The 17814-nt window shown below is 37.4% G+C and carries 17 protein-coding genes; 1 reads left to right on the top strand and 16 read right to left on the bottom strand.

The features are described from left to right. Nucleotides 1-78: 78 nt before the first annotated feature. The 12 genes from pdxR to NST34_RS13865 form a co-directional block, all read right to left on the bottom strand. Nucleotides 79-1587: a MocR-like pyridoxine biosynthesis transcription factor PdxR gene (gene pdxR, locus NST34_RS13920; RefSeq protein WP_341128026.1), complete on the bottom strand. Its 1509-nt coding sequence runs from the start codon at nucleotides 1585-1587 to the stop codon at nucleotides 79-81. A gap of 33 nt (nucleotides 1588-1620) precedes the next feature. After that, complete coding sequence (locus NST34_RS13915; protein WP_042187788.1) at nucleotides 1621-1932, bottom strand: AzlD domain-containing protein; 312 nt, start codon at nucleotides 1930-1932, stop codon at nucleotides 1621-1623. Then, nucleotides 1929-2777 (bottom strand): AzlC family ABC transporter permease, encoded by an 849-nt coding sequence (locus tag NST34_RS13910; protein WP_341128025.1) that lies wholly within the window; start codon nucleotides 2775-2777, stop codon nucleotides 1929-1931. The genes NST34_RS13915 and NST34_RS13910 overlap by 4 nt, the downstream gene beginning before the upstream one ends. 41 nt (nucleotides 2778-2818) lie before the next feature. Then, nucleotides 2819-3922 carry a PRK06851 family protein gene (locus NST34_RS13905; protein ID WP_341128024.1) on the bottom strand — a complete coding sequence of 368 codons (1104 nt, stop codon included), beginning with the start codon at nucleotides 3920-3922 and terminating at the stop codon, nucleotides 2819-2821. Nucleotides 3923-3969: 47 nt separating this feature from the next. Then, a complete protein-coding gene (locus NST34_RS13900; protein ID WP_341128023.1) occupies nucleotides 3970-4269 on the bottom strand; it encodes a hypothetical protein in 300 nt (99 codons plus the stop codon). A gap of 273 nt (nucleotides 4270-4542) precedes the next feature. After that, entirely contained in the window at nucleotides 4543-6390 is a 1848-nt protein-coding gene (locus tag NST34_RS13895; protein WP_341128022.1) for an alpha-galactosidase, read from the bottom strand. A gap of 138 nt (nucleotides 6391-6528) precedes the next feature. Beyond that, entirely contained in the window at nucleotides 6529-7257 is a 729-nt protein-coding gene (locus NST34_RS13890) for an ABC transporter ATP-binding protein (protein WP_341128021.1), read from the bottom strand. A 12-nt stretch (nucleotides 7258-7269) separates the two neighbouring features. After that, nucleotides 7270-8049 (bottom strand): ABC transporter permease, encoded by a 780-nt coding sequence (locus tag NST34_RS13885; protein ID WP_341128020.1) that lies wholly within the window; start codon nucleotides 8047-8049, stop codon nucleotides 7270-7272. 1 nt (nucleotide 8050) lies between these two features. Beyond that, nucleotides 8051-9067 carry an ABC transporter substrate-binding protein gene (locus NST34_RS13880; RefSeq protein WP_341128019.1) on the bottom strand — a complete coding sequence of 339 codons (1017 nt, stop codon included), beginning with the start codon at nucleotides 9065-9067 and terminating at the stop codon, nucleotides 8051-8053. A 44-nt stretch (nucleotides 9068-9111) separates the two neighbouring features. After that, nucleotides 9112-10182 carry a glycosyltransferase family 2 protein gene (locus NST34_RS13875; RefSeq protein WP_341128018.1) on the bottom strand — a complete coding sequence of 357 codons (1071 nt, stop codon included), beginning with the start codon at nucleotides 10180-10182 and terminating at the stop codon, nucleotides 9112-9114. A 72-nt stretch (nucleotides 10183-10254) separates the two neighbouring features. Continuing rightward, nucleotides 10255-11631: an MATE family efflux transporter gene (locus NST34_RS13870; RefSeq protein ID WP_341128017.1), complete on the bottom strand. Its 1377-nt coding sequence runs from the start codon at nucleotides 11629-11631 to the stop codon at nucleotides 10255-10257. A 20-nt stretch (nucleotides 11632-11651) separates the two neighbouring features. Beyond that, nucleotides 11652-12953: a galactokinase gene (locus NST34_RS13865; RefSeq protein WP_341128016.1), complete on the bottom strand. Its 1302-nt coding sequence runs from the start codon at nucleotides 12951-12953 to the stop codon at nucleotides 11652-11654. Nucleotides 12954-13502: 549 nt separating this feature from the next. Between NST34_RS13865 and NST34_RS13860 the strand changes: the two genes are divergently transcribed. Then, nucleotides 13503-14027 (top strand): hypothetical protein, encoded by a 525-nt coding sequence (locus NST34_RS13860; protein ID WP_341128015.1) that lies wholly within the window; start codon nucleotides 13503-13505, stop codon nucleotides 14025-14027. Nucleotides 14028-14231: 204 nt separating this feature from the next. On the opposite strand, the gene NST34_RS13855 is transcribed toward NST34_RS13860, so the two are convergent. The 4 genes from NST34_RS13855 to mraY all read right to left on the bottom strand — a co-directional run bounded on the left by NST34_RS13855 (nucleotide 14232) and on the right by mraY (nucleotide 17603). Continuing rightward, complete coding sequence (locus NST34_RS13855) at nucleotides 14232-14858, bottom strand: thermonuclease family protein (protein ID WP_341128014.1); 627 nt, start codon at nucleotides 14856-14858, stop codon at nucleotides 14232-14234. A gap of 171 nt (nucleotides 14859-15029) precedes the next feature. Beyond that, the gene (locus NST34_RS13850; RefSeq protein ID WP_341128013.1) at nucleotides 15030-16208 is read right to left on the bottom strand and encodes an MFS transporter; all 1179 of its coding nucleotides are present in this window, start codon (nucleotides 16206-16208) and stop codon (nucleotides 15030-15032) included. Between the two features lie 82 nt (nucleotides 16209-16290). After that, on the bottom strand, nucleotides 16291-16602 hold the full coding sequence (locus NST34_RS13845) for an ArsR/SmtB family transcription factor (RefSeq protein ID WP_060624147.1): 312 nt from the start codon (nucleotides 16600-16602) through the stop codon (nucleotides 16291-16293). A gap of 47 nt (nucleotides 16603-16649) precedes the next feature. Further along, entirely contained in the window at nucleotides 16650-17603 is a 954-nt protein-coding gene (gene mraY, locus NST34_RS13840) for a phospho-N-acetylmuramoyl-pentapeptide-transferase (RefSeq protein WP_341128012.1), read from the bottom strand. Nucleotides 17604-17814: the final 211 nt, after the last annotated feature.

Genomic DNA, 17814 nt, shown 5'->3' with positions numbered 1-17814 from the left:
ACCTTTCATTATGAATGTCTGAAGGCTGAAACAATAGAGGGAACATACAAGTTATATGATAAAGTACCAACATTTCTATTACAAATGACTACTACTAACTGTCGCTTCTACTTCGGCTAACATCAATCTGTTCACACCCATCTTAATCTGATTCTCAGTAAGATTAGAATAGCCTAGTAGAAACACAGGTCCCTTAGGTTTACTCTCCAGAAAATAAGAAGATGCAGGATATACACGAACTCCGTAACGGAGCGCCACTTCAGCTATACGATTCTCTTCGGCATCCGACTCCAGCTCAATCAGTAAGTGCAGCCCCGCTTCCTCGCCATAATATCGCACACGACTCCCAAATTCAGTATTCAAGCTGTTTACGAGACAGGCTCTACGAGAGGCATACAGCTTACCCATCTGTGTAACATGCCTTGCATAGTGACCATTCTGAATAAATTCAGCTAATGCTTCCTGATCCAAAGCAGAAGACATGCGATCTGTAATCCATTTAACAGCTAAAAAAGGTTGAAGCAAAGCCGGAGGCAACACAACATAACCTATCCGCAGAGAAGGAAATAATACTTTACTAAAGCTGCCTACATAAATGACTCGACCCTCAACATCAAGACCAGCAAGCGCGGATAATTTCGGACCCTCGTACCTATATTCACTGTCATAATCGTCTTCAATAATAAAAGCATGATTAGCTTTCGCCCAATCCAACAGCTGAACTCTTCGTTTCAAGGACAGTATCGTCCCAAAAGGGAACTGGTGAGAAGGCGTAACATAGACTAGCTTTGGCGATTTTTTAAGATTACCTTCTTTATCGTTATCACTGTTTGTTTGGATCTCTTCCACACAGATGCCATCTTGATCTACTTTAACAGGTATGACCTCTACCCCAGCAAAAGAAAATATTTCACGCACAACGCTATGTGATGGATCTTCAACAATGACTTGATCACCTTTAAATAAGAAAATCCTCGATAAAATATCAAGAGCTTGCGTAGCTCCAGAAGTAATCACGATTTGTTCTGGAACAACGGGCATAGACCGCGTGGAACGTAATAAACGAGCAATTTCTCGGCGTAGTCCCAGTGAACCCTCCGCAGGGCCATAGCCTAAAGTATCCGGTGAAGCGCGGCGGCAAGCATTCATAAGAGCTTTTTGCCATTGATCCATAGGAAACGCGTCCCAAGCAGGTACACCATGTCGAAAATCGCAAAATACCGGGTTCAAATGATCAACTTCTCTAGTAGCAGGAGGATTAAGCGTAAGGATATCAGGTCCCTTCGTTATAAAATTGTAAGGGCTCTCATAATCTTTTGTAACTTTCTCCTCCAACGTCAACTCCGCAATAAACGTTCCCGCCCCTTTTCTCATCTCCAGATACCCTTCTGCCTGTAGTAGCTCATAGGATTGAAGGACCACGCTTCTGGATACTCCAAGCTGATTGGCCAAAGTTCTAGACGGAGGCAGGGGGTCCCCCCCGCTTAAAGCTCCTGAATGGATAGCATTTCGAACTTGCTCGTAAATTTGACGGCTAAATGGTATCTGTCGTTCTTTATCGAGTGTGATCAGCAAATCATGCTTCATAAGAGGTCCTCCCCTTCTGTTCCGACTTTTGATTTAAAAATATAGGGTTAGCATTTTTACGAGTATTGCTGCGGAAACAGAGCCTAGAATCACGAAGAGCAGCGGAATTTTTCTAATTAATACCAGTATAACAGCGACAGTCCCTGATGCGATACCCACAAGATTAACATCTGGGTCTACCTGAATGATTCCAGGTACCGTTAACGCACTAAGAACCGCTATAGGCAAATACTCCAGCAGCGCTTGGACTTTGGAAGAACCATTCGTATGGTTCGTAAGCAGTAAAGGCACAAAACGAAATAAAAATGTAATAACAGCCATACCTATGATGATTAATATAGTCATACGGATACCCCCTTCTCCGCTTTGACTTGCCCTTTAATTAAGGAGCCCACTGCCATGCCGATCAACATAGCTATAAGAATCGAAGAGTTTCCCAGCAAAGGGTTCAGTAGCCAAGATGATCCTGCAGCTGATATACATATAGCCATATTCCGTAAGCTGCCTTTCAATTGAGGTACAACAAGTGCAATTAGTAAGGCATATAATGACGTGTTTAGCGCCGGTAAATATAAAGCTGAGATATAGGAGGCAAGGGTGATCCCCGAAGCTGTTGCTATCAGGTTAGCGACATAGGGAGGGATTTGTAGGCCTAGCAGATAAGGAAGTCCTAAGGGCTGGTTCATTTTTCCATCCTCCGTTTTACGATTTACTTCTTCTCGAGGGATCATACTAACGGCATATACCTCTTCTGTTAAACTGAAGCCAATCCAAGTTCTCGCTAGTACACTGATGTTACGATTTAACTGCCCTCCAAAGGATAAGCTGATAAACAAATATCTTAAGTTAATGATCAGGGTAAGCAGTAAAATTACTGGAGCGGCTGCTCCTGCGGCAAGCATTTTTACCCCGATAAATTGACTAGCCCCCGCAAATACGAGCGCTGACAATAAGAATACTTCCAGACTTCCTAGACCTAACCCCTTACCGACCAATCCAAACGTAAAGCAAGCTGGGATAAATCCTGCAACAATTGCGATAGAATCTTTTAGCCCTGTTCTAAACATTACTTTTTGATCATTCATAAGTTTCTCTCCCTTATCGTTGTTACTAGAGAGAGCATACTTGGATACAGTTCCAGTGGAAATAACCACATTGGTGCGTATGTACCATACCAATTTCTTTCTCACAAAAAAAGACCGCCCTCTAGAGAGCGATCTTAAATGTAGGTTTAAACCTCCAGTGGACTTTCAAAAATCTCGTTGATTTCCTCTAAAATCTGCGATTTAATCTGGTCTACTCGATCAAAATTCAGGGTAGAAGTATAGATTTGCTTTAATGCAACTAGGAATACTTTTGCGTCTGTAAGATGTTGTGTGGATTGCTTCATGGTACTCGAATATCGCTCTTTAATGCCGGCTATAGCTTCGGAATATTCTTCATCTGTACCAGGCAGTATACAGCGGGAATACATATCGACGATCTCGTCGGTTGCCCGATCTGGGTAGTACTCATGTGGAGCCGTACTATCAAAAATAGCAAATCCAAGCTCACGCACAATAATCATATCAAGGCTATTTGGGTCGAAGCCACAGTGGTAAATTTCAACATCGAAACCACGTTTGATGCCTTCAGCCGCTATTTTCTTCAACAGTGTAGATTTTCCGGAGCCCGCACGTCCTTTAACCAGATATCTTTTTAGGCCTGAGGTTAGATTAGGAACAAAATCCACTGCCCCCTTAGGCGTCGCCGCACCTAAAAAACGATGATCTACCCGGCTGGATTTTTCAGAATTCTGATCACCGTACAGAAGCTTAATATACTCCTGTGTCAGCTCGTCGGCTGCTTGAAAATCCATTTTCGCGATATAAATTGCTTCCCATTCGTCATGAATGCGAAGAGCTTCAGCAAAGCCAGCATAAGCCAATTCATGTTCTTGTTTAATGGCTCCAACTAAATTATCGATTTCCAACTTCTGCTGGCACAACTGGAACTGATCAGCGGCCTGCTCCAAATCTACGAATACGATGGACTCTTCAGGCAGTTCAGGGTTTATTACACGCGGAGCTGTTCCATCCACAATTCCTATATTTAATTTGGGAATAATTACACCGTCGAATGAATCGTTATCTGATGCAGTGTGGATGAACCAGATCTCATAACCTTGTTGATTCAACTGCTCTCCAATTTCTCTAATCAGTTTGGTCTGCCCCGTACCTGGGCCTCCTTTTAAAACATATAGACGCGTTAAACTTTGCAATGACGACTCATAGAGGCTGTAAAAGCCGTGAGCCGTATTCCCGCCAGCAAAGAAATTGAGGATTGTTCCGTTCATAATCGCACACCTTTCCGGGCTAATGTCATGGTTCATATTTCATCGTATTATGGTTCCCTGGGAAAGGTGACACTTGGCGTAAGATAGTAGCTTCGACTTTCATCAATTCTGGAAATTAAAGTGCAGAAAACCGTTTCTCTTTTTTCTAAATATTTCTTTCTAGTTTTTAACGAACGACCGTCCATTCCCTCATAGTTACACCATTTGACCTTATGAAAGCCCATTTTTCGAAAGGTTCCGTGGAATAGTATTTTTGTAATTGGATTACTAAATATCCATCTATAGAAGAAATCAGGTGTCGCCATCACTTGCTGCTCACTACACAACACAACACAGGCTGCTGCCATAATAAGCAGCCTAGTGCCTACTAGTTTTCTTAGTTCCAAGATATAGTCACTACCCATAAGTTAAGGTTCTGCTTTATATCTGTTATATGTACGCAAAAGGTCGACTTCCAATCACTTCCACCAGGATGGGTTGAATTTGTTATATAAAATATCTAATTAAAATGCCTCGTCAGTATAATCACTGATGAGGCACATTTCTACAATTGTGCTATATCCTCATCGTCAGATGAGTAAAAAAATACAAGTTCACACATGTTAATAATGGGTTTTTGATTAGTGTTCAATCGTGATACTGCCTCCGATAGGTACATTGAATTTTTCAAGTTGATTAATAACTGTATTTCTATATACTTTATCCCCAAAACAGTCCTTAACTATAACATTGTAATTAGGAACTGTATTATTAATAATAATAGTATCACGGTAACTACCATTGAATACTACGACATCTTTTCCAACGATATCTACAATATTATTAGACGGGTGAAGAAAAACAAAATTCTTTTCGGCTCCTTCCACAAGCATTGAGCTATTGGCGGGATTTAATGGAATACGAAAGTTTTTGAATGTCTCCAAATTTTCTTTGTAAAAAGAATTATAGTACTTTATCACTTTTTTCATTTCTTCAGACAACTTAGAGAAATTCACTCCATATGCAGGAACGCCGGCCGCAAACATCTTTATAATCGTACAAGCAACATCTTCTTTTGTGTCATTGACTGTAAAGGATTGATAATCATTTAATGCAAAGGGGGTGTATGACTGGATATGAAGGGTTCTTTGATAATTAGTTTCTAAATCAAATGGTGCATCCCCTGCCCTCATAAGATTGCCATACCTCATATTAAAAAGTGTTCCGTAATTTTGTTTTAACTCAACAATATAGTCCGGATTTTTAGCTTTGGTTTTTTCTTCAATGCGCGCAAAAGTTTTTTCCAGTCCTTGAATCATCGAGTAAGTATCATGATTGTGATTGGGGTTTTGACATTCAATATCGGGTACCCAATTAAATAAATCATACTTCGCACCATCAAAACCCCATTTATCCATCAGCTTCAAACAAATCTCAGCCATAATTTCACGGCCTTCCGGGCTTTGAAAGCAATAGGAGTAATATTGCGGATCATTAAGATAAGGCACTCCATTAGCATCGGCAATAAGATAATTTTTGTTTTCCTGATATGCTTTTGATTTAAGAGCTACCGCGTGAGGTGCACACCAAATAATAAGTCTGGCTCCAATATCATGGGCTCTAGCAACTAATAGATTCATATCTGGTATTTTTTGCGAATCGGGTTCCCAATCACCAATGTCCATATCAATAGAATAGTCACTATCCAACCCATTACCATACCATCCGTCATCAATAATAAAATTATTTATACCGAGTTCTACACCTGATTTTATGTTTGATAAAAGCATTTCTGTATTAATATCCTTGCTGTCCCAATCGACCCATGAACACCACATAGGTTCCAGCGCCTTCTCCAGATATTGCACTTTAATCGTATACTTTTGACGTTGCTGATCGGCAAAGTCGCGTTGAACAAGTAACCAAGGTTTGCTTTCTCCAGCATAAGAAGTATAATGAAATACCTTTTCGCTATAAACAGAGGATTTAATGGGATATGTTTCATTTCCTCTTACAATGTCAAGTATTATATTCCCTGTATGCACATTGAGAGCCCGGTTAGATTCGGGTTCTATGATTTTAAATTGGGTTTCAATATTATGTCCGATCACGCCTACTGCATTTCCCACACTTCCATCATTATTCAAAAACATAAAAAGTGGAATTTTTATGTCTCCTATATTTGAAGTGAATTCGCGGCTATTTCTCCAAAAATCGATTAAGCTCATATAACGAAGGAACCATCGACCACTGTCAGGTGCTATAACTTTGGAATAGTTGCGCATCTCAAGAGTAAAACGATAACGTATTTTCTTAATCCAGTCTAAGGTATCTTTTGTTGAAACCACTATATCATTCTCATCATTAGTTCCTATGTTCATGTTCAAATATTCATTGTCAAAATCGTATGGTTTACCAAATGATAGATTATCAAACTTAATTTTCTTACCGGATCCTAATGAAACTGTGATGGCATAGCTTTCTCTCATGATTTAATCCTCCTTGTTATTACTTAGTTTGGTCACTAATATTGCATAAACTCTAAAGCTCTATATCTCTGAAAATTGAGATAACTTCAAACGAAGCGCCCGAACATCTGTTGTGGCAGATACGGAAGTAATGTAAGGCTAGTGATTTTTTTTACGAGAGAATATGGATTCAACTTGGTTTATAATTGATGAATAGTTGCCATCTGACTTAACACTATTTGGGATGATATTAAATTTAAGCGGTTGATCATAAAAAATAAAAATATTGTCGCCTAATGTGATCGCTTCAAGCATGTCATGAGTTACAACCAATGCAGTGAATTTGCGTTCCTTATGCAGTTCTAAAAATAAATTTTGCATTTCATGTCTATTTTGGTAGTCTAAAGCTCCGAATGCTTCATCCAGTATGATCAAATCAGGGCTAGTTAATAGTATCCTTAACAAGGCGATACGTTGGTTCATCCCGCCAGATAATTCATTTGGATAACAATTCTCCACCTCACTAAGTCCTACTTTTGCAAGGTATTCCCGAATTACAGCTTTTGGATCATCAAAATAATTCTTACATGCAAATAATATATTCTGCATGATTGTTTTCCATGGGAAAAGAACATTATCCTGGAACAAAATACCAATTTTACAATTGGGGGTAAGATTGATTTCTCCACCATCATAATTTTCAAAACCCGCAATCATGTTTAGTAGGGTGGTTTTCCCACAACCAGAGCTACCAATAATACTGCTAACTTTCCCCTTCTCAATGTACAAATCTAAATTGTCGCAAATAATGACCTTTTCTCCATTAGGACGTATAAACGTTTTTGATAAGTTTTTTATTTCTACGCAGTTTTTACTGATATTACACATTGTCATTACCTCTCACATCCGGATAGAAAAGTAATTAACTTTTCTGAGCAGCCATGTAGAGAATGCTCCCAGCCCTCCGATAATAAACATACACATTACCACACCGGACATATTTACAAGTGTATAATTCACCCATGTAAGATACCCGATGCCAGATTGACCGCTGATCATCTCTGCTACAACTACGCCTAACCAAGAACCACTCATCCCAAGTAATAACCCTGTAAAGATATTAGGAAAGGTGGCAGGGAGCATAACTTCAGTAATATAGACCCATCTGGTAACATGAAATGATTTTGCAATCTTGATGTAGTTTTCGTTTATATTCCCTAATCCTTCAACGGAATTGATAAGTATCGGAAAGAAAGCTCCAATAAATGTGATAAAAAGCATACTTGAATTGATGGACTGGAAAAGGACAATTGATATTGGAACCCAAGCAACATTTGGTATAGGTCGGATAAATTCAAAAACCGGATAGATATAATGCCGCACAAGTCGGTTTTCGGTAATCAATATCGCGAAAGGAATGGCTAAAATAACAGCACAGATAAACCCGGAGTATACTCTTCCTAGTGTGATTAATATATTTCCGTAAATCTCTAAATCAGAGAAAACAGATACGCATTCATGAATAATATCTTGAATACTGGGTATGTAGGAAAAAGTTACAAGGAACTTCCAATCAATGATTTTTAGGACAGATATGATTAGAAGAAAAATTGCGAATGATGCCGAAAGTCTAAATAAATTGACTAAGAAGCTAACATTTCTTTCACTTCTATAATTCATTTCAATTTTTCCCCTTCACGGTATTTAAATAGGCTTCAACCGGGAAATCTTTTAGGAATCCTAATTCATATAGAAATTCATAATTTTTTTTGAGCGTATCTCTATTTGAAGAGGTAATCTCCATCTCCCAGTCAATATTTTTTAAAACGTTAGCGATGACATCGGGTGGAAAACCGCTCTCTTGACTGATGATTTTAACGCTTTCATCAGGATTGTTTCTTAAAAACTCATGTGATTCTTTGATACTATCCAAAAATATTGAAGTATACTCACTGTTTTTTTTCGCCCAGTCGTCATCAATCATAATACCTGCCAAATAATCATTTCCTGTCACTTCTCCATCCATCAATCTAATCATCTGGTCATTTTGCATCAAATAAGATGGATATGGCTCCCATGCGGCCAATGCCTGAATTTTACCTGTTGTGATCATATTGTAAGCCGTTGGTATATCTTGATTGATGATCTCTACTTTATCTAGCAAATCATTTTGCGCAAGTATATCTAATAGCATTTTATGAGTACTTGAAGCTATCGGTACTGATATGGTTCTACCCGCCAAGTCATGAATATCGTTTATTCCTGATTCTTGACTGACAAGAATGCTTTGGTTTTTTCCATTTAACCCCTTTCCATCTATAGCGAGAAGTCTGGAATTATACTCTTCGTGTAAGTAGCCATTATATAGATTTATAATGCTGGGCATGTCACCCATATATCCGATTTGATATTTATGAGCCAACATGTTGTTATTAATAACAGAGCCTGAAACCTCGTCATGCCATTGTATATTAAAATCTATATAGGGGTATCTGGCCTTTAATTTTTTTTCAAATAAATGTTGGTGTTTTATAATTAGTGCGCCCCAGGTTTGAGCAGTTATACTTTGATACCCGATATTTATAGTCACTTTTCCATTTGTCGAGGGAGTTATAAAAAAGGAAGCAGCTAAAGTTACCATAACTAGAATAGCGCACATTGAAAAAAATTTATGTTTTCTTGCTTGGTTTCCCCTCACACATCCACCTTCCCCCTTAACTGAAAAGTACTTAAAACAAACCTTCAATTCTTAGTTTTTTCAACATAAGTCCGCATTCTATTACATTTAACAAGATAATAGATGTAAACTAAAAAATAGAGCCTGCAGTTTGTAAGTCTGATTAATGTCCTTTCAACTGGTGAGAACTCGCTCTTCACGATATACTTTTTGTTTTTAAATAAGTAATTTTTCGATTTTAGTTTGTATACATTTTTCAACCCACCCCAAACTCCTGCTGGGTTTGTATAGTGTGTTTCATTACGAATGGATCTAAATAATTTGAGATACAAATATGTTGTTAGTCTATCCATATATTCGCTATCGTTAGTAAAAAAATTAGAGGCAAACTCCCTTTTAGCTTCATAAACATCAATAATATTTTCCCAGTAATTTTCCCAGTATATGGTGCGTTTGCTTAGCGAATTTGGAGCTAACCGATTGTAGTTGTATAACGGATCGGCAATAACATATATAGATTTAGCTCGGGATATCGCCTGTATGACGATAATTTCATCTTCATGCATGCAAATATCCTTATAAAATTTGATGTTTCTAAGTATACTTTTTCTAAAAAAACTACACCATACATAGCCGGTTGTTATGAGCTTATCTTTCTTCAAGTCTCCATATAAAGGTAATATATAACAATCATGTATATCATTTTTTGTATATAAACCTTCATCAATTGGCAAATTGCAAATCCTGGCTATCCCATCATTTCGGTGACGATAGGCGGAACAAAATACGATATCCGCATTATGCTTTGAGGCCGCATTATACAATAATTCCATCATATTTGCTTCGCACCAGTCATCAGCATCAATGTAATTAAGAAACTCACCCTTCGCTTCATTCAAACCTGCCATCCTAGACATAGGCAATCCGCTATTTTTCTGATGAATAACGTGTATACGAGTATCATCACTTGCGTATTTATCACATATTTTTCCGGAAGAATCTATAGATCCGTCATCAACCAGAATGATCTCGATTTGTTTTAACGTTTGGCAGATTAGGGATTGAATACATTTGTCTAATGTGTCTTGCATATTATAAACAGCCACAACAATGCTAACTAATGGGTTGGTTAACATACACTTATACTCCTTTTTATATTCACACATCGATTCGTTTGAATGAACAACAAGTAAAGTCGAGTCAGACCATTATATAGTACCTAGTACTTGTTTTATCTTTCTCTTAAAAATGAAACCGGCTGTAATTGCGGAAATGATATCAGATATAGGCTCTGCTAAAAATATGCCTATTACACCAAAAAAACGAGGTAGTATTATTGCTAGTGGTATCAAAAGTATGATCTTCCTCAAACAGGCCAAAAAAAGGGATGTTTTTGCTTGACCGAGTCCTACAAGAGTACATTGAACGCCTGACTGAATGCCAAAAATCCCCCACCCACAAACAAATATAGGCATCATATATGTAACAATATTTATCATTTCAAAATTATCTGTAAAAAGTGATGCGAAAAAAGTTGGAAATAACATTATAATAGCGACAATTAAAGATCCAATAATGATATGCAAAGCAAACCCTAACCGATATGCTGTTTTGACCCTAACATAATTTTTTGCTCCAAAATTATAACTGATAACAGGTTGGACTCCTTGTGTGATTCCGTTGCAAAAGATATATATCAGTTGCATAACACTTGTAATAATCGTCATTGCTCCTACATAATAATCACCTCCATATTTTTGTAATCCTGAATTAAAAATGATATTAATAAGGCATTCAGTTAGTTGCATAATAAAAGGGGAAACCCCTAGTGCCAAAATGGGAAGAATCACTTTTTTATCAAACTTGATATACTTCTTTTTCAAACGAATAGCACTTTTGTGAGATAAAAGATAACGAACTATCCATAAAGCACTAGCTGCTTGAGAAATTAACGTTGCAAGAGCCGCACCCTTAACACCTAAATTTAGTGTAAATATAAAGATAGGGTCTAAAATGATATTGAGGATTGCCCCAATTAAAACAGATAACATTGCTATTTTGATTTTCCCTTGTGAAGCAATAAAACTATTTAGACCCAATGAAAATTGAACGAATAAGGTACCTAGAAGATAAATAAATAGATACTGGTCAGCATATTCAATTGTTATCTCACTTGCACCGAAGAGCAAGAGTATCGGGTTCTTAGTTATTTGCAAAACAATGGTAAGGAGAATTGATATCATAAATAAAGATGCAGCACTACTTCCAAGAATAGCTTCAGCACGATCTTTATTTCCTTTGCCAAGCTCTATTGATGCCAGAGGGGCACCGCCAGAACCTATTAATTGCGCAAATGCAGATACGAGAATGATAATGGGGAAACTAACACCTACTCCTGTCATAGCCATATCGCCTACTCCAGGTATCATAGCGATATATATCCGGTCCACAATGTTATATAATGCATTAATAATTTGAGCTACAATAGCTGGTATAGCTAATGAAACGATTAACCTAGGCACAGGCGTAGTGCCTAGGTTGGAGCTTCCGGATTTATTTTCATCTATCGCAATTTTACGATCCATTGTTGATTTAAGTATGTTCACTAGTAAGTTTCTACTGTCATTAAATCAGTGATTTTCACAGCTCCATAAGGACGAATTGTAATGGGATATGTTGAATTTTCTAAGAAATTAGCCTCTATATATTCAATGTAGTCTTTTGTGTTTTCTTTTGGAATTATTGCCATAATAACACCGGCAAACCCCCCGCCATGAACCCTTGATGCACCTTTTCCTATCTTTGAAATAAATTGTTGGGTAAGTTCTAACGCAAGAGGTATACCTTGCTCTGTGATATTGGACATTGAATAACAATTTTGGAGTAATTTCCAAGAGGAATCTCCAGAGGCTGATACTAGAGTTAAAAATTCATTGAAATTACCACTTTCCAGAGATTCTATCTGTTTATCGACTACTGTATTTTCATTGAAAAAATGTATTGCCCGAAGAATAGCACGATCGCTTACTTGATTACGCAGAGATTTAAGGTTAGATAAGATATCCTCTAACTTCAGCTCTGCAAGAACGCTCTTTCCAAAATAAGTAGCTACTTGTTTCATTTCTTTTGGTACAGAAGAGTATTCTTCACTTAGATCAGCATGGCCTTTACCTGTATTTACAATAATAATTTCATAACCAACTTTATTAAAATCAAAATTTATATTCTTAATTGTTGGATTATCTTCATTTTGAAAATCAATATTGATAATCCCACCAACTGCACAAGCCATCTGATCTAACAGACCAGAATCTTTATTCCAGAAATGATTTTCGGCATATTTGCCGACTATTGCATATTCAGTTTTACTCAACCGGTTTTCATTAAAAAAGTGATCCATTATTGAACAAATCAGCATTTCAAATGAAGCGGATGAGCTAACGCCAGCGGCAGAAAGAACATTGCTGGTAACATATACATCGAAACCACCCAAGTTTTTATCGGTTTCTTTAAATCCAGCTAAAAGGCCTTTGAGCAATTCAATAGTACTTCCTTCATGCTCACTATTCAGATCATCAATATTAATTGAGAAGTCCAGCTGATAATTTTCACTGACAATAGATACATAATTATTTTTTGTTTTTGTGGCAATACCAATACAATCAAGATTAATGCTGCCTGCGAGTATTTTTCCACCGTTATGATCTGTGTGATTGCCCCCAATCTCTACACGACCTGGAGCACTAAAAACTTCAAAATCCTCATGTTGGAATCTTTTTGTGAATTTTTCGATAGCTGTTACATAACGTTGTTTATTTTTTTCTACAATGTCTTCACCATAGAGATCAACCCACAATTTAGCGTTTTGCGTCGAATTAAGAGCTTTTTCAAATTCAATTTTATTCATTACTGCACCTCACCTTTAAATGTATGACTCGACTTTTGCAACATGAAAATCGCATAAGTACTGATATATCTGGTCAAAGCAGAAATCAATTCCTGGGTTTAACGCTGCATCAGTCATAAATGCTTGGTTAGTGGGCTCCACATCGGCGATTTTTGCGCATATCCGACACGTCGCATTTAATGCAATCGCTTACCAGAATATCTGATAATATCGTAGCACTCGGTCTTTGCCATCGTTAGAACTTTTTTTGTACAGATTTGTAATTTTATTGCCTCTATGAATATTCTATCGCTTGGATATTGTAGTTTTTTTGGATTTTTGTCATATTTTTGTTATTTCACTCAATTTCCTTCAGCGGAAGCGTAATTTTCAACCGTGGCCCCTCGCCTAACTCACTAGTCATCTTCACACCGTATTCATCGCCATGCAGCAGTCGAATTCTATCACGCACATTGGTAACGCCGCCTTGTTAAACCTTTAGGTAAGAGGGATAATGTTCAAATAAACATCAAAATATTCCAAAAACCCACTTTCTTTTAAGGAGATATCATGCTAAAACAATTAGATAATAATTTCAAAGCATCTGGTCTACCATCAAATTACACTTTAGACCAAGCAGGACAGTTACTTCAAGAAAATTACAATGCAATAGAACTAAGTAAAGAAGATTTTAAAAGTCTACAAAAAGATCCAGATGCTAAGTACGATCACATTGCAAAGTGCTATAAAATAATGGACACAAAGTTACTTTATTCAATTTATACTCAGGAAGAGAAACAGGATTTATCTGAAATGATCTTATATCTTAATAGTTTGGTTAACGATAATAGAGGATCGTCAGAAAATTCTGAAAGTGAACTTATGTGGAAAAATATAAAAGAAGGAAGACGAATCAATATTGTACTAGAAAGTGTAGATAACAACTCTATCTCTTCATTTACTATGCAAGGTTTGTCTCAAAAAATTCTGTATGATCTAATTATATTAAAGGGTATTCCAGATGAATATTGTTTACTGGGCAATCCTCATTATGAATATTACCTGAATGTACTGCATAACGCAGGCAAAATATAATGAACATTTCACTGAACTTAAGTTCTTTCAAAATTAATTAAATAAAAAAATACCCCGTCGACCAGTTACGGTTGACGGGGTATTTTTTTATACATGCTTATATCAAAACCATCCTAAATTCAAAATCACTTCTGTAATTCCTTATAAATACACTAACCATCAGTTAGTGTATTTTTGCTTGCATATGTTCATCTTCTATGAAATCTAATAACCCGCTGGCTTTGGAACATGAAAACCATTGTTTTGCGCGTAATTTTCAATACTCCAGATGCCGATTTCCTGCTCTCTTGCTTTATCCTGAATAGCTCTAAATTGATCTACGTATTTCGTATTAGGTGCAAATACATATGCCACACGTGCATAACCCTGCTCTAGCAGAAGCTCATTAAACATTTTGCCATCGATATAGAGATAACAGAGTAGACGACCATATTTATCTCGTTCTGATACATCTAGTTCAATTTGCACATCTTTATTGGTAAGCATCTTTTTGGCATAATCAGAGGCTTCTATTGAAAATGGCTGTGGCTCAGGAATGTTCGGATTAACGGATTCCGGGGTATCGACTAGTAGCAAGCGTACTGTCTCTTTTTTACCGTCGATAGTCAGCTTCATGGTGTCACCATCAACTACCCGTGTTACCTTAGCATCTAATAAACGTCTGTTATCCTCTTGTGTATTCTTTGCAGTAGGGCTAGGACTTGTTGTTATAGATGGAGATGGAGATGGAGCTTGATCTGGAGTAGACTGCTCGGCGAAAGTGCAAGCGGTAGCTGTTCCGAGTATGAGGGTGATGGCTAAGCAGATTTTTAATAGATACGTTTTACTCATGGTTAAACCTCTTTCTTATACATATGTAATAGCTTCATGGGGTCTAATTAAAATAAATCAAAATAGTAAAAAACACAAGTTTGTAATATTTAATATAGAAAACAACGACAGCTATGTACCAGAAAAATAAGATACATGGCTGTCGCCGTTTTAATAAATTCATAATCTCCGTTAATCACCCAGCTTAGCTTCTGCTACGTTTAAGTTGGAAATTTTTATTTTGATTATGATCGATAAGAAAGCAAGCAGGGAAAACATAATTCCGATCCAGATGAGCTGATGTATTCCTGCATGAGAAATAAACCAACCACCGATAGCAGTCCCTATCGTAATTCCAAGATTGGAGAATGAAATAAACAAGCTGTTACCGAATTCGGGAGCTTCTTTCGCCTCGGTCGTTAACCATGCTTGACTGACAATGAGTCCGCCGGAATGCACTGCCCCCCAAATGATTATGATAATAACCATCGGAATGAAATAAGATCCTAGATAATAAACGAAGAGGTAAGTTACCGCATATAGCAGAGGAAACATGATGACGGTCTTTGGAATACTTTTATGCAAAAGACCCCCAAATAAAAAGTTTCCAAAAATCATGACTGTACCAAAGGCCATCAACATGATACTAATCCATGATCCATTCATATGTGTTACTTGACCAAGATACTCAGCGAAGTAACTATATACAGAAAACATAGCTGCAAAGATAAAAATAACAGTCACAATATTTAACCACAATAGGGGTTTGCGTAGTATACCAAGCTGCTTGCCATAAGACATTTTTTCTTTAACAGGCATGGAAGGAAGCCAAGCGAGTATCCCTAAAAAGGCAATTATACTTACAACAGCACCAAACAGGAAAGCAACTTCTAATGATATTTTGTCCGCGAGATAAGAAGTCAAAGGCACACCAAAAGCAAACCCGACTGTGATTCCGGCGAAAACCTTTGTAACTGCTTTAGTACTCTTTTCTGGTGGGACAAGTTGAGCAGCGGTCACAAGAGCAACTGAAAAAAAGACAGGATGAAAAATAGCAGGGATAATACGAAAAATCAGCATTACTTCAAACATTGTTGTATAAGCGTACACAACATTTGAAATTGCAAAAATAAGTACAGCCGTTAATAGAATAACTTTACGATTAATACCAGAAGCCAGTAATGTTAGAAATGGACCAGAAATAGCAACGACTAAAGCAAATATACTTACAAGCCATCCAGTCTGTGAAGTCGATATATTAAATTTTTGAGTTATCTGCGGTAGAACACCTATAATCCCCATTTCCGTAGTGATAATACCAAATACACCTAAAGCCAGAATAATGATAAGCAACGGGTTAATCTTTTTCATTTTTAAAATAATCCTCCATTTATATTCACATATACAGATTTGTAGATATGTATTATCAAAAAAAAGTCTTCCCTCCTCTCATTTATAGTTTCTGTTTAATATACTCGGAAAATTCCTGAATTGTCTTCTCGTTCCGACGATAGTACGTCCACTTCCCAATTCGCTCAGATTCCAACAAACCAGCTTTTTGCATTGTCAACAAATAACTCGAGATAACAGACTGTGCAAGTCCCGCTTTAGCTTGAATATCTCCCACGCATATTCCAGTTCGAAAACTAAGGCCTTGTTGTAAATAAGGCTTCTCATCAAAGAATTCCTCTGGAGTTTTTAACCACATCATAATCTGACTACGCGTCTCGTTAGACAAAGCTTTAAATATCACTAAAGGTTCCATGCATTTTATTATATCTACTTTTATAGATTTGTAAATGCAAAATTTATTTAGTGCATGAGATATTTCCAAATTAACCAGCAAATCAGTACGGATACCCAAGAAATGAAACCGAAAATCATCACGATTTTGTTTTCGCTCCATCCATATTTTAAGCTGAAATGGTAATGAATCGGAGCCATTCGGAACAGACGCAGCTTAGTTCGTTTATAGTACCAAACTTGTAATATGACCGACAACTGCTCCGCAAAATAGACGAAAAACAAAATCGGTATCAAAAGCTCGACCTTCTCAATGACAGCTAAAATGGAAAGAGAGCCACCGATCGCCAGCGATCCTGTATCGCCCATAAACGCTCTTGCCGGATAAATATTGTAAAGGAACAGCCCAAGCAGACAGCCGATCATAACAAGGGAAAATGTCTGCACTTCAGGTTTGTCCGAAATCATAAAAAAGAAAAAATACGTCGGAATGGCTACATTGATCAGTAGCCCATCAAGACCGTCCGTAAAATTGATGGCATTTGCGGAGCCCACCACAAACAGCAAAATGATTCCGACATAAAGGTACAAAGGCAATTGCAAATAGTCCCCTTGAAATAACCCAATATCGCTCGTCAGGCCGAACGAATGGAACAACACATACAAAATGGTTCCAGTAAAAATAAATTGTAACACTAGCTTTGAGCGACCGGTGATGCCGGACGGATTTTGCCAAAAAGCCTTTTTGAAATCATCGAGAAATCCGACTGAGCTGAACAACAAAAACGTGACGCATAAGAGTAACATTAGAGGTCCGGGATGAAACTGTAACGAGATCGCTATCCCGATAAGCAGGACCAACCCTGCCATAAGCGGTGTACCACGTTTGGCCTGATGATCCGCTGGTAACTCGGAGCGAATTGGCTGCGTTAGCCTCAGCCTGTGCAGTGTCCAGATCAACAACGGCGTAAATATCGCCACTAGAAGAAAAGACAGGCCGGAAATAGCCATAATTCCAAACATATAACAAACTGCCCCCTCTTTGAAAAACAATATTTTAAAACTTCCACTCCAAATACTCTACTCTGGAACCTAACTCACACTCACGAAATTGATTTGAGAGTTATTAAGATCGCTTGAATTATGTAAAGTTTTATCCCTCTCACTTGTATCTTTAGTAAAATGATATATGTAAATAAAACTTTGATAAAGAGAAAGTATTCTGTTTTTATTT

The sequence above is a fragment of the Paenibacillus sp. FSL H7-0714 genome (assembly GCF_038003765.1).
Taxonomy (GTDB): Bacteria; Bacillota; Bacilli; order Paenibacillales; family Paenibacillaceae; genus Paenibacillus_AQ.
Note: the sequence above shows the minus strand (reverse complement) of the source record. Positions and strands in the feature narration are given on the sequence as shown.